The organism is Halonotius aquaticus (assembly GCF_003605575.1).
Lineage (GTDB): Archaea > Halobacteriota > Halobacteria > Halobacteriales > Haloferacaceae > Halonotius > Halonotius aquaticus.
Genome location: NZ_QKNY01000009.1, coordinates 162,577 through 188,292, shown reverse-complemented (window position 1 = coordinate 188,292; position 25,716 = coordinate 162,577). Strand labels below are relative to the sequence as shown.

The 25,716-nt window shown below is 51.9% G+C and carries 28 protein-coding genes; 10 read left to right on the top strand and 18 right to left on the bottom strand.

What is annotated here, in order from left to right:
• Positions 1–104 precede the first annotated feature (104 nt).
• The 4 genes from DM826_RS07195 to DM826_RS07180 all read right to left on the bottom strand — a co-directional run bounded on the left by DM826_RS07195 (position 105) and on the right by DM826_RS07180 (position 4,583).
• Positions 105–659, bottom strand: coding sequence for a glycosyltransferase family 2 protein (locus DM826_RS07195; RefSeq protein WP_120102720.1), 555 nt, complete (start codon positions 657–659; stop codon positions 105–107).
• Positions 656–1,939 (bottom strand): nucleotide sugar dehydrogenase, encoded by a 1,284-nt coding sequence (locus DM826_RS07190; protein WP_120102719.1) that lies wholly within the window; start codon positions 1,937–1,939, stop codon positions 656–658. The genes DM826_RS07195 and DM826_RS07190 overlap by 4 nt, the downstream gene beginning before the upstream one ends.
• The gene (locus DM826_RS07185; RefSeq protein WP_120102718.1) at positions 1,939–2,901 is read right to left on the bottom strand and encodes an NAD-dependent epimerase/dehydratase family protein; all 963 of its coding nucleotides are present in this window, start codon (positions 2,899–2,901) and stop codon (positions 1,939–1,941) included. Before DM826_RS07185 ends, DM826_RS07190 begins: the two co-directional genes overlap by 1 nt.
• A 362-nt stretch (positions 2,902–3,263) precedes the next feature.
• Positions 3,264–4,583 (bottom strand): glycosyltransferase family 39 protein, encoded by a 1,320-nt coding sequence (locus tag DM826_RS07180; RefSeq protein WP_120102717.1) that lies wholly within the window; start codon positions 4,581–4,583, stop codon positions 3,264–3,266.
• Between the two features lie 209 nt (positions 4,584–4,792).
• On the opposite strand from DM826_RS07180, the gene DM826_RS07175 reads away from it, so the two are divergent.
• On the top strand, positions 4,793–5,170 hold the full coding sequence (locus DM826_RS07175) for a hypothetical protein (RefSeq protein ID WP_133304650.1): 378 nt from the start codon (positions 4,793–4,795) through the stop codon (positions 5,168–5,170).
• Positions 5,171–5,175: 5 nt separating this feature from the next.
• Here DM826_RS07175 and DM826_RS07170 read toward each other — a convergent pair whose 3' ends face one another.
• Positions 5,176–5,940 (bottom strand): glycosyltransferase family 2 protein, encoded by a 765-nt coding sequence (locus DM826_RS07170; RefSeq protein ID WP_120102715.1) that lies wholly within the window; start codon positions 5,938–5,940, stop codon positions 5,176–5,178.
• Positions 5,941–6,069: 129 nt separating this feature from the next.
• On the opposite strand from DM826_RS07170, the gene DM826_RS07165 reads away from it, so the two are divergent.
• Entirely contained in the window at positions 6,070–8,316 is a 2,247-nt protein-coding gene (locus DM826_RS07165; protein WP_120102714.1) for a hypothetical protein, read from the top strand.
• Positions 8,317–8,404: 88 nt separating this feature from the next.
• Positions 8,405–9,424 (top strand): glycosyltransferase, encoded by a 1,020-nt coding sequence (locus DM826_RS07160; protein WP_120102713.1) that lies wholly within the window; start codon positions 8,405–8,407, stop codon positions 9,422–9,424.
• Here the strand turns inward: DM826_RS07160 and DM826_RS07155 are convergent.
• Positions 9,401–10,336 carry a glycosyltransferase family A protein gene (locus DM826_RS07155; protein WP_120102712.1) on the bottom strand — a complete coding sequence of 312 codons (936 nt, stop codon included), beginning with the start codon at positions 10,334–10,336 and terminating at the stop codon, positions 9,401–9,403. The two genes, DM826_RS07160 and DM826_RS07155, sit on opposite strands and share 24 nt — an antisense overlap.
• Positions 10,337–10,496: 160 nt before the next feature.
• Here DM826_RS07155 and DM826_RS07150 point away from each other — a divergent pair, with 160 nt between their 5' ends.
• The 4 genes from DM826_RS07150 to DM826_RS07135 all read left to right on the top strand — a co-directional run bounded on the left by DM826_RS07150 (position 10,497) and on the right by DM826_RS07135 (position 15,726).
• Positions 10,497–12,308, top strand: a complete 1,812-nt coding sequence (locus DM826_RS07150) for an ABC transporter ATP-binding protein (RefSeq protein WP_120102711.1) — start codon at positions 10,497–10,499, stop codon at positions 12,306–12,308.
• Positions 12,309–12,399: 91 nt separating this feature from the next.
• Positions 12,400–13,398 carry a glycosyltransferase gene (locus DM826_RS07145; protein WP_120102710.1) on the top strand — a complete coding sequence of 333 codons (999 nt, stop codon included), beginning with the start codon at positions 12,400–12,402 and terminating at the stop codon, positions 13,396–13,398.
• Positions 13,399–13,462: 64 nt separating this feature from the next.
• A complete protein-coding gene (locus DM826_RS07140) occupies positions 13,463–14,821 on the top strand; it encodes a sulfatase (protein WP_120102709.1) in 1,359 nt (452 codons plus the stop codon).
• A 2-nt stretch (positions 14,822–14,823) separates the two neighbouring features.
• A complete protein-coding gene (locus DM826_RS07135; protein WP_120102708.1) occupies positions 14,824–15,726 on the top strand; it encodes a glycosyltransferase family 2 protein in 903 nt (300 codons plus the stop codon).
• On the opposite strand, the gene DM826_RS07130 is transcribed toward DM826_RS07135, so the two are convergent.
• Positions 15,727–16,968, bottom strand: a complete 1,242-nt coding sequence (locus tag DM826_RS07130; RefSeq protein ID WP_205738810.1) for a glycosyltransferase family 2 protein — start codon at positions 16,966–16,968, stop codon at positions 15,727–15,729.
• A 373-nt stretch (positions 16,969–17,341) separates the two neighbouring features.
• On the opposite strand from DM826_RS07130, the gene DM826_RS07125 reads away from it, so the two are divergent.
• Complete coding sequence (locus tag DM826_RS07125) at positions 17,342–17,599, top strand: hypothetical protein (protein WP_120102707.1); 258 nt, start codon at positions 17,342–17,344, stop codon at positions 17,597–17,599.
• 87 nt (positions 17,600–17,686) lie between these two features.
• Here the strand turns inward: DM826_RS07125 and DM826_RS07120 are convergent, their stop codons facing one another.
• From DM826_RS07120 to DM826_RS07090, 7 genes are all read right to left on the bottom strand, one after another.
• Positions 17,687–17,962, bottom strand: a complete 276-nt coding sequence (locus DM826_RS07120) for a DUF7314 family protein (RefSeq protein WP_120084873.1) — start codon at positions 17,960–17,962, stop codon at positions 17,687–17,689.
• Between the two features lie 3 nt (positions 17,963–17,965).
• Positions 17,966–18,343, bottom strand: a complete 378-nt coding sequence (locus tag DM826_RS07115; RefSeq protein ID WP_120102706.1) for a DUF7315 family membrane protein — start codon at positions 18,341–18,343, stop codon at positions 17,966–17,968.
• Positions 18,344–18,379: 36 nt separating this feature from the next.
• Entirely contained in the window at positions 18,380–19,168 is a 789-nt protein-coding gene (locus DM826_RS07110) for a cytochrome b family protein (RefSeq protein WP_120102705.1), read from the bottom strand.
• Positions 19,169–19,172: 4 nt separating this feature from the next.
• A complete protein-coding gene (locus DM826_RS07105) occupies positions 19,173–19,967 on the bottom strand; it encodes a cytochrome b (protein ID WP_120102704.1) in 795 nt (264 codons plus the stop codon).
• 3 nt (positions 19,968–19,970) lie between these two features.
• Positions 19,971–20,363 carry a DUF7318 family protein gene (locus tag DM826_RS07100; RefSeq protein WP_120102703.1) on the bottom strand — a complete coding sequence of 131 codons (393 nt, stop codon included), beginning with the start codon at positions 20,361–20,363 and terminating at the stop codon, positions 19,971–19,973.
• A complete protein-coding gene (locus DM826_RS07095; protein WP_120102702.1) occupies positions 20,363–21,013 on the bottom strand; it encodes a halocyanin domain-containing protein in 651 nt (216 codons plus the stop codon). Before DM826_RS07095 ends, DM826_RS07100 begins: the two co-directional genes overlap by 1 nt.
• Positions 21,014–21,075: 62 nt before the next feature.
• Positions 21,076–21,960: a DUF7319 domain-containing protein gene (locus tag DM826_RS07090; protein ID WP_120102701.1), complete on the bottom strand. Its 885-nt coding sequence runs from the start codon at positions 21,958–21,960 to the stop codon at positions 21,076–21,078.
• 90 nt (positions 21,961–22,050) lie between these two features.
• Here DM826_RS07090 and DM826_RS07085 point away from each other — a divergent pair, with 90 nt between their 5' ends.
• On the top strand, positions 22,051–22,530 hold the full coding sequence (locus tag DM826_RS07085) for a DUF7321 family protein (protein ID WP_120102700.1): 480 nt from the start codon (positions 22,051–22,053) through the stop codon (positions 22,528–22,530).
• A 53-nt stretch (positions 22,531–22,583) separates the two neighbouring features.
• On the opposite strand, the gene DM826_RS07080 is transcribed toward DM826_RS07085, so the two are convergent.
• From DM826_RS07080 to pan1, 4 genes are all read right to left on the bottom strand, one after another.
• Positions 22,584–22,979, bottom strand: a complete 396-nt coding sequence (locus DM826_RS07080; protein WP_120102699.1) for a PIN domain-containing protein — start codon at positions 22,977–22,979, stop codon at positions 22,584–22,586.
• Positions 22,976–23,173 (bottom strand): DUF7557 family protein, encoded by a 198-nt coding sequence (locus DM826_RS07075; RefSeq protein ID WP_120102698.1) that lies wholly within the window; start codon positions 23,171–23,173, stop codon positions 22,976–22,978. The genes DM826_RS07080 and DM826_RS07075 overlap by 4 nt, the downstream gene beginning before the upstream one ends.
• A gap of 46 nt (positions 23,174–23,219) precedes the next feature.
• Entirely contained in the window at positions 23,220–23,903 is a 684-nt protein-coding gene (gene nth, locus DM826_RS07070) for an endonuclease III (RefSeq protein ID WP_120102697.1), read from the bottom strand.
• Positions 23,904–23,973: 70 nt separating this feature from the next.
• Positions 23,974–25,188, bottom strand: coding sequence for a proteasome-activating nucleotidase Pan1 (pan1, locus tag DM826_RS07065; protein ID WP_120102696.1), 1,215 nt, complete (start codon positions 25,186–25,188; stop codon positions 23,974–23,976).
• Between the two features lie 126 nt (positions 25,189–25,314).
• On the opposite strand from pan1, the gene DM826_RS07060 reads away from it, so the two are divergent.
• On the top strand, positions 25,315–25,575 hold the full coding sequence (locus DM826_RS07060; protein WP_120102695.1) for a MarR family transcriptional regulator: 261 nt from the start codon (positions 25,315–25,317) through the stop codon (positions 25,573–25,575).
• Positions 25,576–25,716: the final 141 nt, after the last annotated feature.

Here is a 25,716-nt window from a genome sequence, read left to right as displayed (position 1 = left end):
GTGGGCGAGAACGTGGTTCGGTCAATTCCGTGAACTTGTCATGAAATCAGCGGTGCGAAACATCGAACGCGTCATCGAGGGGGTAGACCGCTGAAATCTGGCGTCTAAACAACGCCGAGTGTTTCCATTCCGATTTCGTCGATCACTTCTCGCCGATACGCCGTGAAGGCGTTTGTAATATCTTTCTCGCCGATGCCGAACAGGAACCGAATGGCGTTATTGAATGACCGATTATAGATCAACTTGAGTGGAGGGTAGCCATCCACGGATCCGCCCTGCATAAACCGTGAGCCGTAGACGACATCGTGCCCTGCGTTGATCTGTTCAATCATCTTTGGAATATCGGCAGGGTCATCCGATAGATCGGCCATAAACGGAATAAGGACATCACCGTCTGCATGAGCAAGCCCATCCCGAATCGCGTTCCCGAAGCCGAAGTTCTCCGTCCGAACTAACTGTGACACTTCGGGATACCGGTCGTCGAGATCAGCTGCCAGTTCCTGGGTACCATCGGTCGAGCCATCGCTGACGACGAGTAGGATGCCAAACGTCCATCCATCAGCCCGGTCACGGAGAACATCTGTTGTCCGCTTGACCATCTGTTCGAGGTTTCCGCCCTCGTTGTAGGCTGGAACAATGAGGTCAACGTGGAGGCTCATTCTTTGACAGGAGTATTTTTGTGGCCAGCGCGGCTCGTAGTCTCGTTTTGATCGCCTGCGATCCCGAACCCATCGTAGGTTCGTGTGAGTTTATCACGATCAAGCGCGCCCCAGAGATCATAGACGGTTGCGTTTTCAGCCGTTAGATCGTTAATTTGTGGTTCAAGCCCCTCGAACTCCCCGTGATTGACTGCCAGGATTACAACATCTGCCCCATCGAGCGTACCTGATAGGTCGTCGTACCCATCGACATGGGGCTCATATGCTACGACCGGGAGCCCCTGCGCCTCGAGACTGTCTGCGATGTCTTTTGCCGGTGAGTTATACGTGTCTCCGACCCCTCGCTTGTACGAGAGCCCTAGCATTGCGACCTTGGAGGGTTGCCGTCTGACAACTTGGGTTACAGTATAGGAGGATAGATGCGCATTTGTTCGTCGGGTGGCATTGAACAGATCGGGTGTCGTCGGCTGATCGCAAACCCGCTCATCGGTGAGGAAATGCGGATCTTTGGGAAGACACTTTCCACCAACAGGCCCAGGGGTCGGGATATCGTTCCGGGGATATTCGTAATTAGCCAGTGAGATGGCTTTGTGCGCATCCAAATCCAGTTGATCAGCGGTGTATGCGATTTGGTTTGCGATGGCAAAGAGCGCGTCTCGGTAGGAATTGTCGATGAGTTTAACGAACATCGCCGTCTCTGGATCGGTGAACTTGATGTCCGCATCAAACGACCGTAACAACTCGTGCATACTCTCCCGCCCCTGCTCGTCATCTACACCGACAATTTTTGGCAGCGATTTGATTTCTTCGATCGCTTTCCCTTCTGCGAGTCGTTCGGGAAACGCGGCGAACGTTGGATCACCCTCGGCGTGTTTCGCAATGGTCTCACGCATTCGACCGATCATGTCTACCGGCAGCGTCACCCGGTTAACGACGGTATGATCATCACGCAGGTAGGGGCCGTACTCTCGGACTGTTTCAAGGAACTCGGACATCCCGTTTCGTGGTGCGTTAACGGCGAACGCAACGTACTGATGATCGGTTACTGCTGACGGATCCGTTGTCGCGGCGAGTGTCCCACTTTCAACGGCTGTCGCGAGGTATTCGTCGAGCTGTGGTTCAGAAAAGGGTGCAGTACCGCTATTTAGAGTCGCTACTCTGTCTTCATCGATATCGATACACGTTACCTCGACATCCTGCGTTGCTGCTAGCACGGCACCCCATGGAACACCGATACGACCGGCACCGATAATCGCAACGCCCTGGCCTACGTCACCCATTAGAGTGTCTCCTGATACCACGTAATGTACTCATCGAGCGATTCTTCGAGGGATATTTCCGGTTCCCAATCGAGTACGTTTGCTGCTTTCGATGAGTCGGGAATCCGTTTTTGAACGTCGTGGTCAAACGCGTCTTGGCGGTTGACTGCGAACTCCTCCTCACGACCGCAGTAGTTCCAGATCTGTTGGGCTAACTCAAGCATTGTGACGCCCTCTGCCGAGCCGAGATTGAAGTCCTCGTTAGCTGCAGCGTCGTCGTAGGCGCACTTGTAAACCCCGGCGGCGATGTCTTTGACGTTCGTAAACGAGCGAACCTGTTCACCCGAACCGAGGATGTCCAGTGGGTGCTGTTTTTCATCCCTGATTTTCTTTACGAAATCCGGGATGACGTGTGCTTGTCCGACCTCGTCGCCCGGCGGCTCGCGCGGGCCGACTGCATTAAACGGCCGGAAAATACTGTACTCCACGTCGTACTGGTCGTGATAGGCGTGACAGTAGTACTCCCCGGAGAGTTTCTGGTAGCCGTATGCACTATCCGGCGGGGGAATCTCCCCGATCTGGGTTTCGGTAACGGGGAAGTCAGTCGCGTTTTCATAGACCATCGACGATGAGGCGTAGCACACGCGATCGAGATCGTGTTCGACCGCCGCATCGAGCACGTTCCGATTCATCGCATCGTTCATAGCGATGATATCCGCCGGGACGTGGTGGAAGTAGCCGATCCCGCCGATCTTCGCGGCGAGATGGACGACGACATCGATATCGGAAAACGCGTTGATTGTCGGCTCACGATCACGAAGGTCTACGTCTCGAATCTCGATCTCATCGATCGACGCTGCGAGGTTCTCGCGTGTTCCGTCGCTGAAGTCGTCGAAAACAACGACATCAGAATCTTGTGTAACAAAATAGTCAACGATGTTAGAGCCTAAAAACCCTGCTCCGCCAGTGATGGCCGTTTTCATGTTGACTTTATTTTCAGGTGGTAGTTTAATTCTTTCTTTCCTGTGCTTGCGATTGTTGCTACATAATAGTTAATTGGTTCAGATAGAGCGAAATAGATAGTAATTATATTTATTCTAGCCACTATTCATTCTATCATTTTAATGTTCTCGGTACTATCTATTTGTTTTTAAATATTAATGTCTAGTAGCATATACCAAAGCACGTACGTTTTCGTACTCAAATAACGACATGAAATCATTGGTTAAATTTGAAGAGCAACTTTCTAAATACAGCAATTTGTAAAATCAAATGATAAGTGAAAATTCACTTGCTGAGTCGACAGAAATAATAATCAAAGATGGATGTAAATTAGTTGGGAACATTAGAAGAAAATTCCGACAGAACTTTGAGTAAATCGATGAACAGTAAACAAAATTGCATAAAGGGTCATGCCACCAACAAAATGGATGGGCATGATCTTTGTCTGTAAACCAAATTCACGTAACCCAACTGCTGTTATTATTCCAACAAAGAGTAGTGATGGGAATAAAAACCGCCCTTGTACGTTTCCGACTTGATCGGCCATTCGAAAGATTGCAAGTAGATTAGCAATCAACATAAATACGCCACTAATAAACCATTGTTGAGATATTTTTCCAGAAAATAGTTCATTTTGGCTGATAATTGAATCAATATGCCCAATAATTGCGAATGTCCATAATACACCACCTATCGCAATTCCAGAAAGTCTAAATTGCAGAACTGGCCCGGAGGACGCCCAAAACGTATCGGTTAATTCTGTAAGAAACAGAATAACTGTATCACTGAGCATGCGAGGTGGATTTTCCCATAGGCGTGATCCCATCTCCACTAGAATAGCTTCATTGTGATAGTGAATATTTCGAGCAGCTCGGATCGACCATAATCCAATAGCTATTCCGCCAGATGTCAATGAAGCTAATACGGTATCACGTAAGGTTTGTTGGTTAATATAATAACCGTATATAATGTAAGCAGCTACAAATATCCCAACAACTCCCCCTGACATTTTTGTTAATACAGTCAGCCCGACTAATAATCCGATGATAGCCCACTGTCGATTCCTTATTTTATCATGAGCCAAATAATATGAAACACAAGTTATAAATAGGATCGGTAAATTACTGTTATTAATACCTGATGAAATACTAATATAATGTGGGAGAAGTGATATAATTGCTAAACTGCCAAAGGCCGGTATCTGTTGTTTTTCGAACCATCCTAATCTTTTAAATGTTTTAACTGATAGGATGAATGTTAACAGCCATATTAAAATATTAGCTGCTCTGAGCATTAAATATATATTATTTGTCTCTACGCCTGCCTTGTTTGCAATCCAATGGATAGGTGTGAGAAGCAAATAATATACTGGGGGTTGGTAATATTCATACTCCATTGTTTCTGGTTCAACAATTTCAAACACTGGGAGCGAATAGTTTGTTGATATATAAGAAATATAATTATAATGTGCGGGTTCGTCAGAATTCATTCCAATCGGTGTCTCAGCAGCAAATATAATTCTTAATATTATCCCTATGAGTGCGAGCAGTACAATAATATGACGTGTGGAAATTCTATTTTTACGATACAATGTAATTAGAAAAGACCATAAAACAGTACCAATGACAAAAGTTAATATCAATGCTTCAATATCAGCTTCCATGTTGCGTTGTTTATTTTCTCGTATTTAAATAACGTGGTGTTAATTATAATTGCTTGACGGCTACTAATGCAAGAACTTATTTGAATTAATATTGTTTCAAATAAAATAGGTTAAATAAGATCGATAAAGGAAATTATGATCCCGAATTTGGTAGGCCATCTTCGTTGGTGAGTAGGAAGTAATAAATCACTCACCGAAAACACCGAAGTATGCGATTGAGCCTCTGGGGACTAGTAGCCCTATCGAGTGCGTTTGGTGCAGCTGGAAATATCACAATGAAGGTAATCACCAATGAGATCGGGGATCTCTCCGTAGCCAAACTAACTCAGATTGAGTTCCTCATTGAGTTCTTTATGATGCCGTTGGTTCTCTTTTCGATCGGTGCAGCGTTTATCGGACGACTGCTTCTGTTTGCACCGTTAAGCGAATTAGAAGTTGGAATCGTCACCGCGGTCGCTCTGTTGCTTTGGGCCCTCTTTACTGCAGTCGGTGATGTTCTCTTCTTTGGAACTAGCTACAATCGGATGCTGCTACTCGGGTTTGGGCTCTCGCTCGTCTCGATCGTCATCATCGTCACAAACTCCTAAACGGACTAATCGTCAGCTGGTGTGCTTGAGACGTTTTTGTCTTTGATTTCTGCAGTTTGTGCCTTTCTGGTGGACAGTCGGTATTTCACCGCGCTTTTTGCACAGTTGAACGTATATGAGAAGATCCACGGGTTCGCACTTGCATTATCATCGTAATAACAGTCCGTCGGTACTTCTTTGAGCGTATCATACAGTCCGGCACGCTGGATTTCACCGACGATATCTGTATCAAAGTGGAACTGATTCGTGCAGTTGTGGTAGTCGATCTCTTTGAGCGCCGTTGCGGAGTATGCCCGAAACCCGGTATGGAACTCATAGAGATCCGTTCCGAGCGTCACGTTCTGAAACGTCGTCAAGATCCGGTTTCCGAGATATCGATGCAGCGGATACCCACCTGAAACCATCCCATGCCGCGGTGCGAACACGATTTCGGTACCGTGGTTCTCTTCGATCGGTTCGACGAGATCCGGTATTTCCTCAGGAGCGTAATGTTCGTCTTGGTGAATCATGACGGCGATGTCGCCACCTTGTTCGAGAACCTCGTCGTAGAGCGTTTTTTGCCCCCCACCGTATCCTTGGTTTTCATCGTGTTGCAGGACGCTGATTTCGTCGTACTCCGATGCAAGCGTCGTCAATACGTCCCAGCTATCGTCCGTGCTCCCGTCATCAACCATGTAGAGCTCATCAACGGTGTCCCACGGGATACGGTCAACGACATCCCGAACCGTCTCCGCACCGTTGTAAACTGGCATGACAGCCACCGTATGCATAGCCCCGACAAAACACTACGCTGATAAAATACTAACTATATCGCTCACTGCAGATGATCGTGCGTGATCTGATTCTCGCTGGCTATATGAAACCAGAATGGATATATATCCGACTGGTAAGGAGTGTGTATGGGTTTTGGTTCGCTCAAACAGCGCGCTTCGGATGCTAGAACGGCTCTTAGCGCTCGGCTTCCCACCTCTCTAATCGGTATTTCTGCCCTGCTGTATCTACTTGGTGCCGTCGCTCGGTATCCGATGGCGATGGCGGTCTTCGAGTTCAACGACACCGGTTATCACATGCGTATCGCGCAACTGTTCATAGAAAACGCGCCCCAACTCGTTCATTATGACCCACGGTGGCGCGGCGGTATTCTGATGAACTATTCCTCGCTGTTCGAGACGATTATTGCTATTGTCCATCTCGGAACCGGGATTCCTCTTGAAGATCTCTGGCCGGTCATGACGCTCCTTATCTGGTCGCTTATCCCGGTTGCTGTCTTTCTGTTTGTCCGCTATCTCGGGAACCTAGTGGCTGGAGTGACAGCGGGAACGCTTGCTGCCTATCCGCTGATGCTTCCTGATCAAGGGCACATGATCACTGCCGTTCTCATGGCACTGCTTGCGAGCTACCTATATTTCCGCGTGCTGCGGACACGAACGCTCAAATCCGGTCTTCTGTTCGGTGCCAGCGTTGCACTCGTGTTTTGGTCGCACTTTTTCGTACTGAGCTTCTTCGCGTTCGTGTGGGCACTCTACGGGGTTGCTTACCTTCTCTTCCCGTGGACGGGTGGCCGAGCGTATCCGAACCAGACGTTCGATAACTGGGGCCAACGGATCGATCAAAAATTCACGCTCGTCCTCGAGATCGTATATCCGACGTTCCTCTCGGTCGCCGTGTTTTTCGTACTGACAGCTGAGTGGTGGATCGATAGCTACGCCGAGTATGGAACGAATATTTTCAATTCTCCACTGAATAATCTTGATTCAACTCAGATCATACTTGCTACTGCATATCCGGTAACTAATGGTTCGTTGCTAAGCGGATATACCAAAATTATTTATTTTGCTCTGGCTGTAAGCGGATTTGCCGCTGTTGGTCTCACGTATAGATATCTGCGCGATCGTCGGATCGATTTGTATAGCGAACTGCTTGAAGGGCTTTCCTATGCACTGGCGATAACCGGTCTCGGTGCGGTCTTCTTGTATGGATATCGGATATCAACCCTTCTCACGTATGGCCCTGTCTGGCGGTACTACGTTTTCTATCTGCTTGGCCTTATGATACTCGCAGGGCTCTCTGTAGGGGTTCTCTATCCGATATTCAAAACAGATCGCTTCAGTATTCCTCTTGCGTCGGCTACAAAAATAACATTCGTTATATTCATCTTAATAACTGGTAGTTATATTGGTGTCACAGGGTATGAAGTTGGACAAGCTGAAAAGACTCCAACACATGTAGAGTTCCCATCGAACTCTGATTTCGAGGCATACGAATGGCTTGATCAGAATGTAAATGACAACGCTGTCGTTACCGCGGGCGCAGTTGATTCATCATATCTTCTTTCATTCTCAAATACTACAACTCTTACCGGGCACTACGGGCACACAAATCCTGATACTGATCGAGATAGAGCTGGGTCTGTTATTTTGTGGTCTTCGAATTATACGCAGACAGCAGCTGATATTCGAAAATACAACATTTCGTATGTTGTCGTTCATCCGTCATCAACTATAGGGATCTTTGAAGCAGGTCTTGTGTGGGATGATTTGTGGAAAGGGTCTGATGGTGGTCAGTCGCCTCAGTATGAGAAGTACGAGTACTTCGGCGAACGTGTCTATCACAGTGACACTGGAACAAGCATCTATCGGATTGACCGAACAGATCTTCCTGATCCAACCGACGGATCTGGTGTCCCAATGGAAACCCGGGAAGGATGGAATCAAACGGTTGTTGGTGATCCTCTCAGCCCGTATTCGTTCACAGCTGACGGTTCGCTAAGCCTTACTTACCGCCCGAAAACGCCACATAATCGTGAGATGTTCGTCCAGAACTCTCATACATCTCTCCCAACTGGAACTGACGGTGTCTTTGTGTCTATGACCGCGGAGATGAGTCCCGGTGTCTATCCACGTTTTGCACTGGAGTACAACGAGAGCTCTCGAACCAAAATAAGTACAGGGAGGATCGATCAGTCTTGGCGATACGATGATACCTACTACGGCAATGGAACGGTCGTGTATCAGACATACGTCCCTGAGGCAGAGGGCCAGATTGAATCAGTAAAGGTGAGTATGATTCAGTCCGAACACAGGTCAACGTGGCGAACGATGAACGTCAGTGAGATTCGAATCGTTCCTATGAATAATCCAAATTAGTGAAAGAAAAAGTAATATATCCCTCATGACAATGTTTTCATTGTAGTGAAATTAGTTTACGATAAGGATTGAAAGCCAAAATTAAATAATGACTGAAATTTCTATTGCATTACCTACATATAACGGTGGTCGATATCTCAGGACATTAATTGATTCTTTACTTGATCAAACAAGACTACCTGATGAAATAGTTGTTTGTGATGATAATAGTACGGATGGAACAGTGTTGATTGCAAAAGAATATCAGAAAGAATATCCCGACATTTTTAATATATACGAAAACAGCGACAATGTTGGTGCATTCAAGAACTTTGAGCGTGCTTTTCGCAATTGTTCTGGTGACTTTATTGCGGTGTGTGACCAAGATGATTATTGGAAAAAAACGAAAATAGAAAAACAAGAGAGACGGCTTGAATCAAATAGGCGTGCATTATTATGTTATCACAATTCAGAATTTCACGACCAAGATTTAGAATCAATGAACAAATATTTGTGGGATCTTCAGAACGTTGAACCATCCTCGATAACATCTCATCAGAAACTTACCCAACGTCTTGCACAGTCAAATTTTATTCAAGGTGCAAGTATGATGTTTCGGAAGTCACTTCTTGAAACAGTATTACCTGTGCCGAGGAAGGTTCCATATGATTATTGGATCGCAATTGTTTCTCACTGTTTTGGGCCTGTAGAGATAATTGATGAATCACTAATAAAATGGCGGCGACATCCGAATACAGATACTTCAACAGTTGTACCTAATGACAGTTATTTCCACCAATTCATAAAATCAATATACGATATAACACGAACACCCATTGATAAAACAGTCCAACACACAAAAGAGTGGGAAAATCAAATGAATGAGTTCGTTAAAAGGTTTGATGAACTTAATAAAAATAGGTTCTGTGTTGATCCTTATCCTATTAAAAATAAGCTAATCCGCAGAAAAAATTATTATTCATATAGAACCCAAGTTAGAACACAACCAATCAATAAATCGGTTCTTGCTCAGATAGTCTTGTTCAAAACCGGATTATATCATGAATTCGGAAATATAACTGATGTGACGCAGGATGTTTTTGATTTATTTATCAACCGCTGGTATTGAGTTCTGGAATTTGTTCTTTATATATTTATAAGTGTGAATTGGGTTTTTTATACCGTACTGAATAAATGAAAGTATTGAGCGTCGTCTATTTATCTCTATTAATTGGGGATCCATTGGCCAGTCACCAGTTGTAGCATGTATTTGAGAAATATTAGTACAGTTCTGGTAGGTTTCTGTTATTTTCATTAATATTCTATAAAATTCTTTGTCCAAAGGGCCGGTAGAATAGTGCCAAACTGGTAGTGGAAGAGCATACACTTCAAATTCTGTACAATATTTAATCCGTAGACAATACTCTAGTGCATATAGGTGCCACCCATCACACAGTCTTGAATCAAATTGTTCTTGTTCAAAAACAGATGAAGGTATTATCACCAATAGTTCATCCAAAGTCTGGGCAGTTTCTGGGGAGTTAATTAGATTACCAATCGGATGAACCAGATCTTTTTCAGGTAATATTTGTAGAATTTCATCTCTGTTTATTTCAGACCAGTGTTCAGAAATTTTCGGTTGTTTATATGGATCTGTCAATTTAGGGGGTAGACTATACTGTGATTCCCCTGGCGATTTCCCGTGATATATTACGTTCTTATGCTTTCCGTTCTCATCTTTTCCAGCAACACCAGCTATACCACAATCAGGTAAGTCATCAAGATATTCTTTTGCTTTTTCAAACCATCTTTCTGTAAGTAAACGAACATCCTGATGAACAAAAACTATGTATTCTCCATCTGCGCTGTTAGCCCCATAATTTAGTGCAGCAGGTGCTGTGTCAAACTGTTCTTTTGTATTATCTACTGTGACTGTCTCAAATTCACACGTTGATTGATATTCGAGGCTGTCTAACAACCATTCTTCCAATAATTCTTTGTCATTATAGACTGATACGACCGAAAATACAGGATCCGACATATGCTACCAGTATTGAAGCAGTACCAATATAAAACTGTTATCGGGTTGATTACCTCTTTTGCGGAGAACCGACAGTGCTTGAAAACGAACTCGTTACGTAGTGCACAGAACAGATTCCATACCCTTTAACAGCTATATCAACAGAACCAACACAGGCACTATGGCTGAACGTCTCTCTCTTCGTAGTAAGTCTGCGTCCCTCTGGAGGGTTGTTACCTACCGGCCCCTATTCACACTCGGTATTATTGGTGCAAGTATCATCACCGCGCTTCTCGAAGGGATCGGGTTGAGTTTTTTGTTACCGATCATTCGTCTGGCACAGGGGAATGTTGATCCCGATTCGGTTGGTGGCTTACTCGCTGTTTTCGTAACTACGTATCGATCGCTTGGACTCCCGTTTACGCTTGAATTCGTCATTGCCGGTGTGACCGGTGTCATGTTTGTCCGGTATAGCTCAAGCTTTGGTGTTTCGTGGCTCAGAACGATTCTTCACACACGCTACGTGGCATATTTAAAAACGACCTTGTTTGCGTACGCACTTGATGCTCGAATCGAATACTTCGATACGAAAGGCTCGGATGAGCTCCTCAATGCTGTCGTCACACAGGCCAATCAGGCTGGAACGGTGATAGAACGCATCGTTGCGATCGTGGAAACCGGGCTCCTCAGTCTGATGTATATTATCATCGCGCTCTATATCGCACCACTCCTTACAGTTCTCGCTGCTGTTTCCCTTGGTCTCGTTACGCTACTGGTACGGTATGTTATTCCGTCCGGCTACTCGCTTGGATCGAAAGTCGCTGCGGCTAACGAACGTATTCATCAGACGGCCCAAAGTGGCATTCAAGGGATTCGTGATGTTCGATTATTCGGACTGACTGAGGAACTCTACGACGAATTTACGACTGCTGTTGAGGAGAGCACAGCTATTTCAATAACGCTCAGCCGAAACGAGGCAGCGATCAATAATTTTTACCAGTTCCTCACGGCGGTTACGGTGTTCCTACTGATTTATTTTGCACTCACGATCGCATCACTCTCTATTCCACAATTAGGTGTATTTCTTTTCGCAATGTTTCGGCTTGCACCACGGATCAGTAGTCTCAATAACCTCCTGTATCAACTCGACGGTGAATTACCACATCTCGTTCGAACCCAGCGGCTCCTTGATGATCTCGCGGAGACACAGGAACCCGCTGACGCCGATGGCTCTCTTCCGTCGTCGGTTACCACACTCCAGTTCGACGATGTCTCGTTTTCATATGAAGGGACTGAGAATGTGCTCGATTCAGTTTCGTTTGCTGTTGAACGCGGTGATTTCGTCGCCTTTGTTGGGGCTTCAGGTGCAGGAAAATCAACGATCGTCTCCCTACTCGCTCGGCTATACGAACCTGATGATGGCCAAATTTTGGTTGATGATCAGCCATTGTCGGCAATCCCAATCGATGCCTGGCGTGAGCGCGTTTCGCTCGTCCGTCAACAACCACATATATTCAACGACACTTTGCGTCGGAACGTGACTGTTGGGGATCGAGATGCAACGACTGAGGAGATCGAACATGTCTGTGAAATCGCGCAGGTAACCGAGTTTCTCGAGGATCTTCCGAACGGCTACGATACTGAGCTCGGGGACGACGGCGTTCGACTTTCCGGTGGACAACGCCAGCGGATCGCCATCGCCCGCGCACTCCTGAAAGACGCTGATTTCCTCGTGCTTGATGAGGCGACGAGCGATCTTGATTCGAATATTGAGGAGCAAGTACATAATGCGATAGAGTCGATGGAGCGTGATTACGCCATCCTCGTTGTTGCTCACCGCCTTTCGACTGTCACCGGTGCGGACTGTATCTACGCTATGGAGGATGGTCGCATCGTTGAATCAGGTTCTCAAGAGGAACTGTTGCACACTGATGGTGTCTATGCTGATCTCTACGCTACTCAACTGGAATCCTCGAACAGTGGGGCTGCGTAACCGCTTTCGATTTTCTACATAGATTCGGCACGTCGTCCTTTCGTTTTCATAGCGCGAATGCTTTTTACAACCGGTGGCTGTGATTCCGATAATGGACGTATCGGTCGCACTGTGTACATTTAACGGTGCCCAGTATCTTTCGCCCCAGTTAGAGACGATTCTCTCTCAAACGCGCCGGCCTGATGAAATAGTGGTCTGTGATGATGGATCGACCGACACAACTCTGGAGATACTGGACACTTACGCCGACCGCTATCCCAATCTATTCGAGATTATCCACAACGAACGGAACTTGGGTGTCACGAAAAACTTCCAGCAAGCGATCAACCACTGTACGGGTGATGTTATCGCTATTGCTGACCAGGATGATCTCTGGTGTGAAGCAAAACTGTCACGTCAAGCCGAGATGATCGAATCGACCGATGTCGGGTTTGTTACTCACGATTCGCATCTTTTTGATAATGAGGCGAATACTATCGCGGATGCGGAGAAAGGCACTCGATTATGGGAGACGCGGTATCGACCCCATGAAGGAGAAGCATGTCGTGACCAACAAGCGGCGTTTTCCGAGACTGTTCGACGCAATTTCATACAGGGTGCATCGATCATGTTTCGAGCCGACCTCCGAGAGCATCTCCTACCCATCCCGGATTGCTGGCAGTACGATTATTTTCTCGCGGTAGTCGCACTCGCTACGACGAACGTGTATGATTTCCCCCAGCCGATGGCGTACTATCGGCAACACGACGATCAACACCTCGGCGGTGTCGTCTCCTCACCGCTCGCAAAAGTCCGTCGTGAGTGGAACCGTGGGTTCGACGAGTACAGCAGGCGTTGCCACGCGTGGGAACAGTTGCAAGCGCGGCTAGCTGCGATCCCACCTGAAGAGATGTACTTGCAGAAAGAATCCGTCATGACAACTGTCGATACGTACTGCGAGTATATTTGCCAGCGCGCTGCGATCCATAACCCCTCGCTATCTCGTCGAGGACGGTTCGCCGCGTGGCTTTCGAACAACCGTCGGTATCGACACCACGTGTTCGGCCATCCCGTGTATTCGATTACTGATCTCTCAGGCCTTTTGGGCTAACATTACAGCATACCGACACCCACCGTTCGTAAGCTATTTTGTTTGACCGACCGGGATACTGAACATGCCGCAGAACGTCGTTCTTCTCACCGTTGATTCGCTCCGTGCTGAGCGGTTTCTCAGCTCGCGCGCACGGGACGCGCTCACCTCCCTTGATCGGCTCGCCGACAGTCCCGGCGGGACTCGGTTTTCGGCGGCGTTTGCGACCGGCCCGGGAACGACACCCTCCTTTCCCGGCATTCTCACCGGGACGTATCCACTTTCGATGGGTGGTTTTGAGCCGCTGGACGACCGGCGGCCGTTCCTCGCTGCGACGCTTTCCGACGCCGGCTTTGCGACCGGCAGTTTCACCTCGAATCCGTTTCTCTCCGCCTCGTTCAACTACGATACCGGCTTCGACGAGTTCGTCGATTATCAAAACCCGCTGATGGGGATCGCCACACGGCTGTTCCCGCGTGGTATCGAATCCCCAACGCCCTTCCTCCAACGCTTTGACGACTACCTCCATTTTACCACTGCCCTGCGGAAAGGGTACGAACTCCTCGCCGGAAAATCGCGTCCGTACGTCGCTGCTGATGTCGTCACCGATGACGTGATCGGGTGGATCCGCCAAACCGATTCGCCGTTCTTCTGTTGGGGTCACTACATGGATGTGCATCACCCATGCTATCCACCGGCCCAATATCGGGACGCGTTTGATGTCCCGCCTACCGTTTCAGCGGATGATGTCGCAGCCCTCTATTCGACGTTCGTCAGCTCCCCGTCGGAGCTTTCGGATGCTGATCTTACACTCCTCGAACGGTTGTATGATGCCGCCATCGCGTTCACTGACGATCAGATCAACCGTGTTCTGGACGTGCTGGACGAAACCGGTTTCGCTGAGGAGACTGTTGTGATCGTTACCTCCGACCACGGTGAGTTGTTCGGGGAACACGACGCGTACGCTAAACCCGAACGACTCTACGACGAACTCCTACACGTTCCCCTCGTTGCCAGCAATCTCCCACCATCCCTCTCCGCCGCACACGATCAGTTGGTCAGCCTCGTTGACCTCCCGAGCATCGTTCATCACGCCCTCTCGCTTCCTCCCCGTACGGATGATGGCCGAGTCCCCGGAGTAGATGACCCCCGAGACTACGTGCTCGCCGAGCACAAACGCGGCGACGACGTTATCGTCGGTGCCCGTGGACAGTCGTATCGATTTGCGGTAGATCACATCCGCGATGTTGAGCGCGCGTATTCCGTTCCTTCAGTGGATACAGCGACCACTGAGACTCGAATCGATCCTGCCGACGAGCCTCCGGAAGTTGATCCGCTTCGCACCGCTGTCTATGATCGACTCCGCGAAATCGATATCGCATCACCGTCTGTCTCGCTTGACGACGATGTCGAACAGCGGCTCGCTGATCTAGGGTATCGTTGAGTATGTCCGACGTATCGATTGTTATCCCCACGAAGAACGCCGGGCCGCTTTTTCGGGAAGTACTGGGGGCTGTTTACGCCCAGCCCGGAGAGTACGATGTCCTCGTTATCGATTCCGGATCGACAGACGAGACGCTGGATATTGTGGAGGAGTTTCCCGCCCGACTGCTGACGATTCCCCCTGCGGAATTCGATCACGGTGGAACTCGGAATCTGGGTGTTCGGAAGACGTCCGGTGAGTTCATCGTGTTCTTGACGCAGGACGCAACGCCGCTTGACGACTGGCTCACGGAGCTGCTCACACCGCTTCGAGAGGATTCGGATATCGCGGGTGTATACAGTCGGCAACTCCCCCGACCGACAGCAACACCAATGAAACAACACTTTCTCACCGAATTTTATCCCGAGAGTTCGGAAACACGGTCGGTTGACGCTGGGCGACTCCCGACGCGAAACGAGGTTTTCTTCTCCAATGTGAGTTCAGCCATCCGGCGGTCAGCATGGGATGAACACTCGTTTCCGACCGACTGTATCATGAGCGAGGATCAACTCTGGGCGTGGCATGTGTTGCAGGCAGGCTGGAAGCTCCGATATCAAGCCTCCTCTCGTGTTCGTCACTCCCACAAGGAGGGACTGAACGATATTTTCAAACGATATTTCGACTCGGGAGCGAGTCTTTCTCAACGCGATTTTGCGACAGGTGATCACCCACTTCGAGAGATGATTTGCTATCAAACGCGTGAGATACAGTATCTCTTGGCTACTGGTTATCCTCACTGGCTTCCCTATGCTTTCCTTTACAGTGCTGCCAAGTTCGCTGGACTACAACTCGGTAAGCGTCATAACCGACTCCCAGAGAGGTTGATTACACGACTTAGCGATACGCTCTCTCGAAAATACAGCTAGCTATCCGTTCGAAAGAATACTCATAAAGAACGATCCGAAGATCGTCTGGATTCCGACGACGATCAGTGTGAACGCGACGATGTCCCCACGAAGCGGCGGTAACTCGACGAATCCACTTTGCACCCATCGCCACACGAATAGGCTAACCATCGCCGAGCCGATCCCGACCAGGCCGATCCCGACGAGGATCCCACGTTCGAGCGTGAAGTGCTGTCGTATCCACTTGGTTATTGGATCTCGTGACGCCTGGATCGGATCGCTCGAGATCTCCGAGAGTAGTCCCAAGCTTCCGATCTGGTAGCTGAGTAGCGTCAGCAAGCTCCCCGCAATAAGCGAATGAATCCCGAAGGGTTGTCCGGCAATGCTGGTTCCCGTGTATCCCAGTCCCATGATCAAGACGCCGATCACTCCTAACACGATCCCCGGGAGCGAAAACAGATAGCCCGGCGCGTTCACCAGCATGAACTTCACGTGTCGCCAGCCGTCGGTAAAGCTCTCAAGCGTTGCCTCACCCTCTCGTTCGTGATAGGTAATCGGCACCTCCTCGATGGTGAGGCCCTTACTGGCGGCATCCATGATCATCTCGCTGGCGAACTCCATGCCGTCTGACTCCAACTCCATCGTTTCCAGTGCCTCTCGTGTCACCACCCGAAAGCCGCTGTGGGCATCGCTCACGCCGGCATCGTAAAACGCATTCAGGAACCACGTCAGCAGTGGATTCCCGATATACTTATGTAGCGGAGGCATTGCGCCGTCCTTGATTTCTCCTGCGAGTCGACTCCCGAGAACGATATCAGCATTTGTTTCTGTCAGCCGGTCGAGTAATGTTGGCAACTCCTCAAAATTATAGGTCGTATCGGCATCGCCCATGACGATCAACTCCCCGCGGGCGGCCTCGAACGCGTACCGATAGGCATAGCCGTATCCTGACGAGTCTGGCTTAACGACGATTGCGCCCATTGACCGTGCGATTTCGGGTGTTTCGTCCGTCGAATCATCGCTAATAATAATCTCGCCAGTAACTCCGAGCTGCTCAAGGGCGCGCGTCGCGCGATCAATACATTCCTCGATACCAGCCGCTTCATTCATCGTCGGCAACACAAAACTAATTATTGGTTGAGTGTCGCTATCGGCACCCACCAGTGTCGATTGGTTGTGTCCTACATTTTTATTATTAGAACAGGTATCATTCCTCTCAATTTCTGGCGATTGTTCCGAGCCAGCAGTTTTATCAGAAAACATACAAAATCTATTCGAATCCTACTAATTGTATGTGGAGTAAAGTAGTTTAATATTTTGTGTTTTATCCTATGACCCCCGGCTATAGCCGATAGTTCGACTGCATGGTATTTTTTCAAAGTCGTCGGTAACACATTCCTCCTCCAATGGTGGTGATGACGGATGCACTGACGACGGAATGTCCGGCTTCGGTGTAGTCGTCGCCCTGATCGCGCGCTCGTCTATGCTACCCTGCTGGTCATCCGCCGTCAGAACGGATCTACCGCGCTACCGCCCTGCAAGCTTCCATCAATATGGAACTACCGATCGGTGACCCCTCTAACAGGGGTGTAATTTCCCCAACAATTAAGACCTATTACTAATGTAATTGCTTCATATGTCGACCTCTCATACACAGATCCGTGTGAGCACCCGCGTGAAGCGGATTCTCGACCGCTGCCGGCGTGCAGATGAGTCGTACAACGACTTCCTTGAGCGTGTGCTCATCGGTACGACGAGTGATCCCTCTGATAGGCTCAACCAAGAGACGGAGACAGAGTCTGATCCTGTTTCGCTCCACCGCAAACGGGCGAAAATACGACGGAATGGATGGACGCGGCAGCTGACCACTGACGAGAGGGACACTGACGACTAACGGGTTTCGACGTAAACGTTCTCAGCACCGCTCTCGGCGGACACGATCTGTCTGTGATTAAAGGTGTCGCCTTCTTTCAACCCGATTTCAGCTCGACTCGCCGCGCTCTTCGATCGCCGCCGCAAGCTCCTTGCCCGCCGGGATCAGGATCCAAAACGCAAACGCCCCCAGCAGAGCCGTCCAGAGGAACACGTCGATCAGGAAGATCGAGATCGCATCAAACACATTCCCCGGCTCCGGTGGCGGCGCGATCAGCTGGTTGGTCATAAAGAACGATGGCGTCTGATACCAGCCCGCCAGCGTCATCCAGAGCAGTCCAGCCCCGGTCAGAATGCCGAACCCTTTGATGAACTCGTCGGCCATACCTTATTTCTCGTCGGAATCCTCTTGAGCGTTTCCCATTCCAGTAGCCCGAAACCGGCTGCTGAGGACGAACACGCCGGTTCCGGCCGCCATGAGGCTCAACCCGATGATCGCCAACACGCCGGTGAAGAGCTCCTGATCGACGCCAAGGCCGATGCTCGCAAGTCCGCGCAACAGGAGCCGTCGCAACACGCTCACCTGTAAAGTCGCTGCGTCGATAAAGATGAAGCCACCCAGAATACACGCGGTAGCGATCAGCGTCGAAAATACGGTGATCGTCTTATACAGCCGGATCGGGACGACGACGTCCCGTCGACCAGTCGTCGTATCAGCTGACCCCGTTGGCGATGGCTCGTCGCTGTTGGGGGATGAATCGTCCATACAAAACAAAGGTCGGCGAGCTATATCTATCCGGCGTTATTTCGGCGGTCGCAGCATGTAGTACCGCCGATTGAGGCCGTACATGTAGCCCTCTCGCAGCGTCTTCAGCAGCGCGTAGGTCATCACACCGAGGACGACCGGTCCGATGAACGCAATGTTAAGCTGGAGTGCCAGCGGCAGTGGGATCAGGTTCTGGACGGCGATGGCGGCGATCGTGATCGCAAAGAACGCGCCGCCGGCACCGATCGCGGCCCAAAACGGCTGTTCGACCGGCCGTCGGGCACTTCCCTTGTTGAGGAACGGCAGGAAGGCGACCGCGCCGACAACGACGACGTTTGCCAGCACGCCGTAGAGCTGATCGGAGATTAGCTTTGAGCCGTCGAGGACGGCCAGTCCGGGGTTCAGCGGGTTGAGCTTCAGCAGGCCGAACGACCAGTAGAGATACCAGTCTGGCAGGATAATACTCGGCGTCGAACTCGGATTGGCCGGCAGCTCAAGGCTCGGTGGCAACGCCGCCGAGATCAGCAGGATCATCCCGACGAAAAACAGCGAGATCGCCCCATTCCGGATGATCTCGTGTGGCCACGTCGGGAAGCCCAGCACGTCGCGTTCGACGTAGTCGGATTCCTCGCGAAGCTCTTGATCCTCACGCCGAGCCCGTTCAAAGTACTCGTAGGTGAGCTGTGAGAGCCCGGATTTGCGTGTCTTTCGTTCCTGCCAGGTTGGCGTTTCGTCGTCTGGAGCGACGATGCCGGTCTCACCGCCGTCGGTGGCCGGCTCGCCGCCGTCAGTGCGCGTCTCGTTGGTGTCGTCTGTGTCGCTCATTGTCTTAGTGTGGTTCTGCGATGCCCTGCACCCAGACGATGCCGACGTGGAGCGCGATCAGTGCGGTCACCACGAACGGCAGGATGAACACGTGCAGGATGTACATTCTCACAAGCGTTGCCTGTCCCAGCGTGAAGCCACCGAACAGCAACTGCGCGCCCCACTCGCCGACGATCGGGGTCGCCAGTGCCATCTCAACGCCGATCTGGCCGGCCCAGAAGGCCAGTTGGTTCCACGGCAGGAGGTAGCCGGTGTAGCCGAAGACCATCGAGAGGCTGATCAGGATGATGCCGAGCAGCCAGTTCAGCTCACGCGGTTCCTTGTAGGAGCCGGTGAAGTATACTCGCAGCATGTGCAGGAAGACTGCTGCCATCATGATCTGGGCGGCCCATCGGTGGATGCTCCGCAGGGCGTAGCCGAACTGCACATCCTGCATGATCATTTTCACCGACTGGTAGGCGACCGTCGGATCGCCGGCCGCCGACGGGGAGTAGTAGAATCCAAGTAACGCTCCCGAGACCGCGGCGACGATGTAGGCCAGTACTGAGAAGAACCCTAAGGAGTACAAGGGGTACCAGTACCAGAACTTGTTGTCCAGATCGTACTGTTCGGTGTGGCTCTTTGGCATCTGGAGGTTAACCTTGTAGTAGGCATCCTCCAGTAGCTCAAGGTAATCGACGATGCGGAGTCGCTTGTCGATGTAGATCAGCGCGGTCAGAAAGACCGTCTCGATCGGCGTCAGGTCTTTGCGCTTGAGCCACGTGCGGTGGTCGAAGTCGTCTTGTTTCTCTAAGCTCATTGGTTATCGTTTGTAGTAGGGGTAGACCGCTCGTTTCAGCGTATCCCAGACCTGCTCGCCGTCGGTCAGCGAGACCCCGTCGACATCGTCGCTGTCGATGTAGAGGTCTTCCCACTTCCGGCGACGCTTCTTGACGATCATCACGTCCGGGAGGAACTCCTTGCGATACAACGCGAGGATGAAGGCCAGATCAAGGAGGATCAACCCCAATATCGCGCCGACGAACATGTTGCCGAACTCCGTGCCCGCCCACCCGGAGACGAGCGCGAAGACGAACATGAACACGAAGACGACCTCGATCACCGTCAGCACGACAATGGCGATCGCTGCCGCCGTCGACTCTCTGGCGGGCTCATACCGGTGGATATCACCGTACGTGGATCCAGATGACGACATTAGACACCACCCTGTCCTGTGTTCGGCGACTCGCCGTATTTCAGCACATAGAAGGTGAACACGAGGCTCACCGCGATGCCGAGAAAGCTGACGATGCCGACGTAGTGTTTCTGGATCGGGACGCCAACGTCGTGGGCGAAGGCGTCGAGTTCGGTCGGCCAGCCACCGCCACCGCCGCCGCCGACCTCAACGGTCGGGACGTCTTCGCCGACGGCGACCGACCCGAGCATCCCAAGCGAGGAGTGGGGCACACACTCGTAGTTCGTGATGCCCGTGTGTTCCTCGGTAAAGGTGAACTCGTAGGTGAAGCCGGCCTCGCTAACCGTCTCGCTTGCGAGATCGGCTGGCCCACCGACGGTCTGCACGTTGTGGCCGCCGCCTTCACCGGTCCATTCCCAGATGACCGTTGTTCCGGGATCGATCCAAATCCCCGCAGGGCTAAAGGCGAGATTGCCACCGTTGCCGCTGGCACCGACTTCGATGGTGACCTCGCTTTCGCCGCGGTGATCCTCATAGCCGCCATCTGAGTCCGAGATGTGGCTCAAGTCGGGTTGTACCTCTTGAGCCGCAGCCACCCCGCTGCTCGCGGTGGCGGCCGTGGCGGCGGCGGTCGCCCCGCCCGCTGTCCTGAGTAATTCCCGCCGTTTCATACACCAAATAATGGACACGCAGCGTGCTTAAACCCACCGCTACGACCCTCGAATCCGACCGATCACGAAGCCTCTGTCTCGTGGTTGTCGGCCTGCTGGGGTGGCTCACGCTCGTCGTCAGCCGGCCCCTCGTTGCCCTCGATTTCCGGCCGATCAATGCCGCCGGCTTCGACGGCCCGCAGTCGGCTGCGGTACTGCTCGGCGCGGAACCGATCGGAGAGCCGCGCGTTGGCGACGAGGGCAAACAGCCCGATGCCGACGATCAGGAACAGTCCGCCGACGACCGGCGCGACGACCGTTTCGACGAGCCGGAGAATGAACGCCCCAAGTAGGGCGACGCCACCGATAACCTGCCCGCCGGCGATCAGCTGTATCATCAGATTGCCGAACTCGCCGGTCTGTTCGGGCACCTCGTCGGCTGACGGCAACTCATAGTCGGCCGGTGGCGCAGAGACCTCATACTCCTCCATCGAACACATTGCGACCACGGGTTCGACGTCGCGTCGGACGCCACCCTCACCTTCGACGGTGCCGTCGGCCGACACCACGGCGTAGCCTGTATCGGCGTAGACTACAAGCTGGTTGTCGTCGCGTTCGACAACCGCGAAAATCTCTCTGGCGGCGATCTTTGATTTGAGATCGGCTTCGACCCGATCAAGCAACCGCTCGCCGGTGATCCATGTCTCGGGGTCGAAGGCGGCTTCCCACTCGTCGCCGCTCATCTGGGCCATCTCTGCCGGCCCAAAGTCGTCGAAATCGTACTTTTCCTCAACCGTTGCGCGGAGTTCGTCCAACTCGTCGTCGGTTTCGGCTGCGTCCGCTGTGTCTGTTTCTGCTTTCTCGTTGTCGGCTGTCTCCTCGGTGTCGGCTGCTGTTCCCGCCGGTGTGTCGCCGCCGGGCTCCTCGCTCGTCGGCGTTGTGTCGTCGCCGTCGGCTGAGGAATCCATACCGCAGGGTAGGGCTGGCCGGCGTAAAGCACTTTCCGACTCCCGACCGCGTCCGGGCCCATTATACCGCCGTAGCCCATAGCTCCGATGATGGTTGCCGATGTGACGATCGCAACGCTGACCGCCCTGTCGGTGACGGCGAGTCTCCCCTTCTTTCTGTACGGGGCCTGGATCATGCTCGACAGCGAGACGGTCACCTGGGACGTACTCACCTATCATCTCAAGTTCATCGCCGTCGGCCTGACGCTGACGACGGTGCCGATGGTCACGTGGATGATGCCCCGGCTGTTGGATCAGTTGGGTGGGCTTTCAGCGTTACACGCCGTCCTCGGGTTGCAGGCGTATGCGATGTTGGTCTTCGCGCTGACCGGGATCGTTCGGATCTTTCAGGCGAAACGCGAGGCTGATCTCTACCGGAACCCCGACCAGGACGTCAGTCTCAATGATCTCCATGAGAATATGAGCGCGTGGCGTGGTCGACTCCGAATCGGCGTCTTCGGCTACGTGATCTTCTGGTTTCTCGCGTGGGGCGTTGGGCTGTATCGATATCTGTTGCGGTATTGGCTGTGAGACAACGCTTTCTCAGTCTGTTTGAAGCCTTCGTAGTTGGCGGACACGTCAGATTAGCCACTCGTTTGGAGGTTTGTCACTTCCAACACAGACTCAATCGGCTCCGTTTCAAAATCGCTGTCGGCAACAACGTACTCGTCGCCGGTTGATCGCGCAGTCGCTACGATCATCGCGTCCCGCTGGGAGAGTTCACTTCCGTCACTGATCGCAGCATTCTGTAACCGCGTTGCTTCCAAGGCCAATTCCTCGTTGAACTCGATGGCTTCAACGCCGCCGAACCGTTGGCGTTCTTCGATCGGATCGAACCCTGGCGTGCCTGCCGGCCCGTTCAGCACCTCGAAAACACAGATTGTTGATGTCCACCACGGCTGTCGGTCATCAAGGTACTCGATGACTGCCTTGTTACCACGGAGATATTCGATGATCGTTGAGCTATCGAGGAACGTCATCCCCAGTTCTCCCGGGCGTTTCGAATCGACTCCTTGGCTCGATCAGCTTCCTCATCCGACCACGCACCGGCTTCGATTGGCTCCTCGGTCGTTGTGACTCGGTGGAGGAACTCATCCCATGTCTCGTCGTCACGTTTCAGATCGTCCAATCGCTCTTTCGTTGTTGCGTCGACAGGGATGGATGTCCGACTCATACAAATTTATAATGAATTTATGGGTGTAGCTGTTTCGGTGGTTCAGCTACCACGCCTCATTGGATGCCAGATCAACGTCGTTGTCAACTTTTGATGACGGACAGATATCCTCTAAGACACACTCCTCACAATCGGGGTTGATCGCAGTGCAGGTCTCCCGGCCGTGGCTGATCAGCAGGTGGGTGTACCACTGCCAATCATCTTCAGGCACAAGTTCCATCAACTCTGTTTCGATCGCCTCGGGCCGTTCTTCTTCTGTGATGCCGAGTCGACGTGAGAGCCGTTGGACGTGGGTGTCGACGACGACGCCTTCGACGATTTCGTGGCCGTGCTGAAGGACAACGTTGGCCGTCTTTCGGCCGACGCCCGCCAACTCGGTGAGTTCGTCCATCGTATCCGGTACCTCGCCGTCGTGTTGCTCGATGATGTCCTCACAGGCCGAGCGGATGTAGCTCGCCTTGTTGTTGTAGTAGGTCACCGAGTTGAGATCCTCGGCGAGTTCCTCTTGGTCGGCGTTTGCGTAGTCGGCCGGGCCGTCGTATTTCTCGAAGAGATCGGCAGTGACTGTATTGACGCGTTCGTCGGTACACTGCGCCGAGAGGATCACCGCAATCAGTAGCTCAAGTCGGCTCGAAAAGTTCAGCGAGATCTCGAGATCGGGATAGGTGTCATACAGACGGTCGATAACCTCCAGCGTCTGTGCTTCGGTTGAATCGAGGCTGCTTCCCATACCGATGGCTGGGTCGGCGGGGTGTTGAGTGGTTCGGACTAGCGGGAAAACAGCGATCAGCCTGCGTCGATTAGGCGAATGCCAGCGAGCTACCGGTATCCTCGGTCGATTCGAGCTGGATCTTCTCCCACGCATTCACGAAGTCCTCGCGGGTGATCTCGGTGCGATCATCGCGGATAGCGAACATGCCGGCCTCAGTACAGACGGCCTTGATATCTGCCCCAGAGGCGTCGTCGGCGAGTTCAGCAAGCTCGGCGAAGTCGACATCGTCGGCGACGTTCATATCGCGGGTGTGGATCTGGAAGATGAGTTCCCGACCCTCGTTGTTGGGTTTTGGCACCTCGATGAGCCGATCGAACCGCCCAGGGCGGAGAATCGCCTCATCCAGCATATCGAAGCGGTTGGTCGCCGCGATCAGCCGCACCTCGCCGCGCTCGTCGAAGCCATCCATCTCCGAGAGCAGCTGCATCATCGTCCGTTGGACCTCGGCGTCCCCGGAGGTCTTCGAATCCGTCCGTTTCGAAGCGATGGCGTCGATCTCGTCAATGAAGATGACGGCGGGCTCGTTTTCGCGGGCGACCTCAAAGAGATCTCGGACGAGTTTCGCGCCCTCGCCGATGAACTTGTGGACGAGTTCGGAGCCGGCCATCTTGATGAAGGAGGCGTCGGTCTGGTTGGCGACGGCTTTTGCCAACATCGTTTTGCCGGTGCCCGGTGGTCCGTGGAGTAGGACGCCTGACGGCGGGTTGATCCCAACCTCGTCGAACATCTCCGGCCGATCAAGCGGCATCTCGACGGTCTCTCTGACCTCCTGCATCTGCTCGTCGAGGCCGCCGATGTCGGCGTAGGTCACGTCGGGGCTGTGGTCGACCTGCATGACGCGTGCGCGCACATCTGTCTCATCATCGAGTCGTTTGACGATCGACAGTGAGTTGTTAACCGCGACGCGCGAATCGGGTTCGAGCTCTTCTCGGAGTTCGTCGGTGACCTCCGTGAGCGCCTCTTGGTTGTTGCCGTGCTGTTTGATCACGACGCCGTCGGGGGTGATCTCTTGGACGGTGGCGACAAACAGCGGCGACTGCTTGAGTTTCTTATTTTCGTGTGTCAGACGCTCTAACTTCTGTTTGTACTTGTTGTTCTCGGCGTTGGCATCGAGGAGCTTGTCTCGCATCTCCTCGTTTTGAGATTCGATCACGCCGAGTCGCTCCTGTAGCGCTTCGATCTTTTCCTGTCTGGACGCCGTCTCATCGTAGGGAAATTCGACGTCGTCCGCGGTGTCGCTCATCATTTTTTGTACGGCTGTCGGGAATAAGAGGCTTCGGGTCGCTGTCCTGTTCGCTGCGATAATGTTCATGGATAATATCGAATTATAGCAAGTATTATCATACAGCATTGAGGAGTACCTTTCAGCATGAGTACACACGAGACCGTTTCGACGGATGAACCAGCCGATGGATGGGACGCTGTCCGCGACCTGCCGCCGAGTGCGAAACTTGTCGCGAAGGTGCTTGATTACAACGATACGCTGACACAAAGCGAACTTGCCGACGAGACGCTGTTGCCGCCGCGAACAGTTCGGTACGCACTCAACCGCTTGGAGGACGCCGGCGTCGTCGACTCCCGGTTTTCCTTCTCTGATGCTCGCAAACGGATCTACAGCCTGACGATCTAACGGCCGGTCTGCTGTCGAAGGGATTCTTTGTCTGCGTTTATTTCCGTTGTTTTCGTTGCTACTCGTCGTGGTTCCCTTCACCATTCGTCTAGCGCTGCTGAGCAGCGTCTACATCGACCCATCCCAGGCTCCGCTCGCGCG

Bases quoted from the DNA above. Each gene is read 5' to 3' on its own strand.
- DM826_RS07110 (WP_120102705.1), bottom strand. From the start codon at position 19,168: ATGAGCGACACAGACGACACCAACGAGACGCGCACTGACGGCGGCGAG.
- DM826_RS07195 (WP_120102720.1), bottom strand. From the start codon at position 659: ATGAGCCTCCACGTTGACCTCATTGTTCCAGCCTACAACGAGGGCGGA.
- pan1 (WP_120102696.1), bottom strand. From the start codon at position 25,188: ATGAGCGACACCGCGGACGACGTCGAATTTCCCTACGATGAGACGGCG.
- DM826_RS07125 (WP_120102707.1), top strand. From the start codon at position 17,342: ATGTCGACCTCTCATACACAGATCCGTGTGAGCACCCGCGTGAAGCGG.
- DM826_RS07135 (WP_120102708.1), top strand. From the start codon at position 14,824: ATGTCCGACGTATCGATTGTTATCCCCACGAAGAACGCCGGGCCGCTT.
- DM826_RS07150 (WP_120102711.1), top strand. From the start codon at position 10,497: ATGGCTGAACGTCTCTCTCTTCGTAGTAAGTCTGCGTCCCTCTGGAGG.
- DM826_RS07115 (WP_120102706.1), bottom strand. From the start codon at position 18,343: ATGGACGATTCATCCCCCAACAGCGACGAGCCATCGCCAACGGGGTCA.
- DM826_RS07140 (WP_120102709.1), top strand. From the start codon at position 13,463: ATGCCGCAGAACGTCGTTCTTCTCACCGTTGATTCGCTCCGTGCTGAG.
- DM826_RS07180 (WP_120102717.1), bottom strand. From the start codon at position 4,583: ATGGAAGCTGATATTGAAGCATTGATATTAACTTTTGTCATTGGTACT.
- nth (WP_120102697.1), bottom strand. From the start codon at position 23,903: ATGGGAAGCAGCCTCGATTCAACCGAAGCACAGACGCTGGAGGTTATC.
- DM826_RS07095 (WP_120102702.1), bottom strand. From the start codon at position 21,013: ATGAAACGGCGGGAATTACTCAGGACAGCGGGCGGGGCGACCGCCGCC.
- DM826_RS07090 (WP_120102701.1), bottom strand. From the start codon at position 21,960: ATGGATTCCTCAGCCGACGGCGACGACACAACGCCGACGAGCGAGGAG.
- DM826_RS07105 (WP_120102704.1), bottom strand. From the start codon at position 19,967: ATGAGCTTAGAGAAACAAGACGACTTCGACCACCGCACGTGGCTCAAG.
- DM826_RS07130 (WP_205738810.1), bottom strand. From the start codon at position 16,968: ATGTTTTCTGATAAAACTGCTGGCTCGGAACAATCGCCAGAAATTGAG.
- DM826_RS07185 (WP_120102718.1), bottom strand. From the start codon at position 2,901: ATGAAAACGGCCATCACTGGCGGAGCAGGGTTTTTAGGCTCTAACATC.
- DM826_RS07120 (WP_120084873.1), bottom strand. From the start codon at position 17,962: ATGGCCGACGAGTTCATCAAAGGGTTCGGCATTCTGACCGGGGCTGGA.
- DM826_RS07145 (WP_120102710.1), top strand. From the start codon at position 12,400: ATGGACGTATCGGTCGCACTGTGTACATTTAACGGTGCCCAGTATCTT.
- DM826_RS07170 (WP_120102715.1), bottom strand. From the start codon at position 5,940: ATGCATACGGTGGCTGTCATGCCAGTTTACAACGGTGCGGAGACGGTT.
- DM826_RS07100 (WP_120102703.1), bottom strand. From the start codon at position 20,363: ATGTCGTCATCTGGATCCACGTACGGTGATATCCACCGGTATGAGCCC.
- DM826_RS07160 (WP_120102713.1), top strand. From the start codon at position 8,405: ATGACTGAAATTTCTATTGCATTACCTACATATAACGGTGGTCGATAT.
- DM826_RS07175 (WP_133304650.1), top strand. From the start codon at position 4,793: ATGCGATTGAGCCTCTGGGGACTAGTAGCCCTATCGAGTGCGTTTGGT.
- DM826_RS07080 (WP_120102699.1), bottom strand. From the start codon at position 22,979: ATGACGTTCCTCGATAGCTCAACGATCATCGAATATCTCCGTGGTAAC.
- DM826_RS07060 (WP_120102695.1), top strand. From the start codon at position 25,315: ATGAGTACACACGAGACCGTTTCGACGGATGAACCAGCCGATGGATGG.
- DM826_RS07085 (WP_120102700.1), top strand. From the start codon at position 22,051: ATGGTTGCCGATGTGACGATCGCAACGCTGACCGCCCTGTCGGTGACG.
- DM826_RS07165 (WP_120102714.1), top strand. From the start codon at position 6,070: ATGGGTTTTGGTTCGCTCAAACAGCGCGCTTCGGATGCTAGAACGGCT.
- DM826_RS07075 (WP_120102698.1), bottom strand. From the start codon at position 23,173: ATGAGTCGGACATCCATCCCTGTCGACGCAACAACGAAAGAGCGATTG.
- DM826_RS07190 (WP_120102719.1), bottom strand. From the start codon at position 1,939: ATGGGTGACGTAGGCCAGGGCGTTGCGATTATCGGTGCCGGTCGTATC.
- DM826_RS07155 (WP_120102712.1), bottom strand. From the start codon at position 10,336: ATGTCGGATCCTGTATTTTCGGTCGTATCAGTCTATAATGACAAAGAA.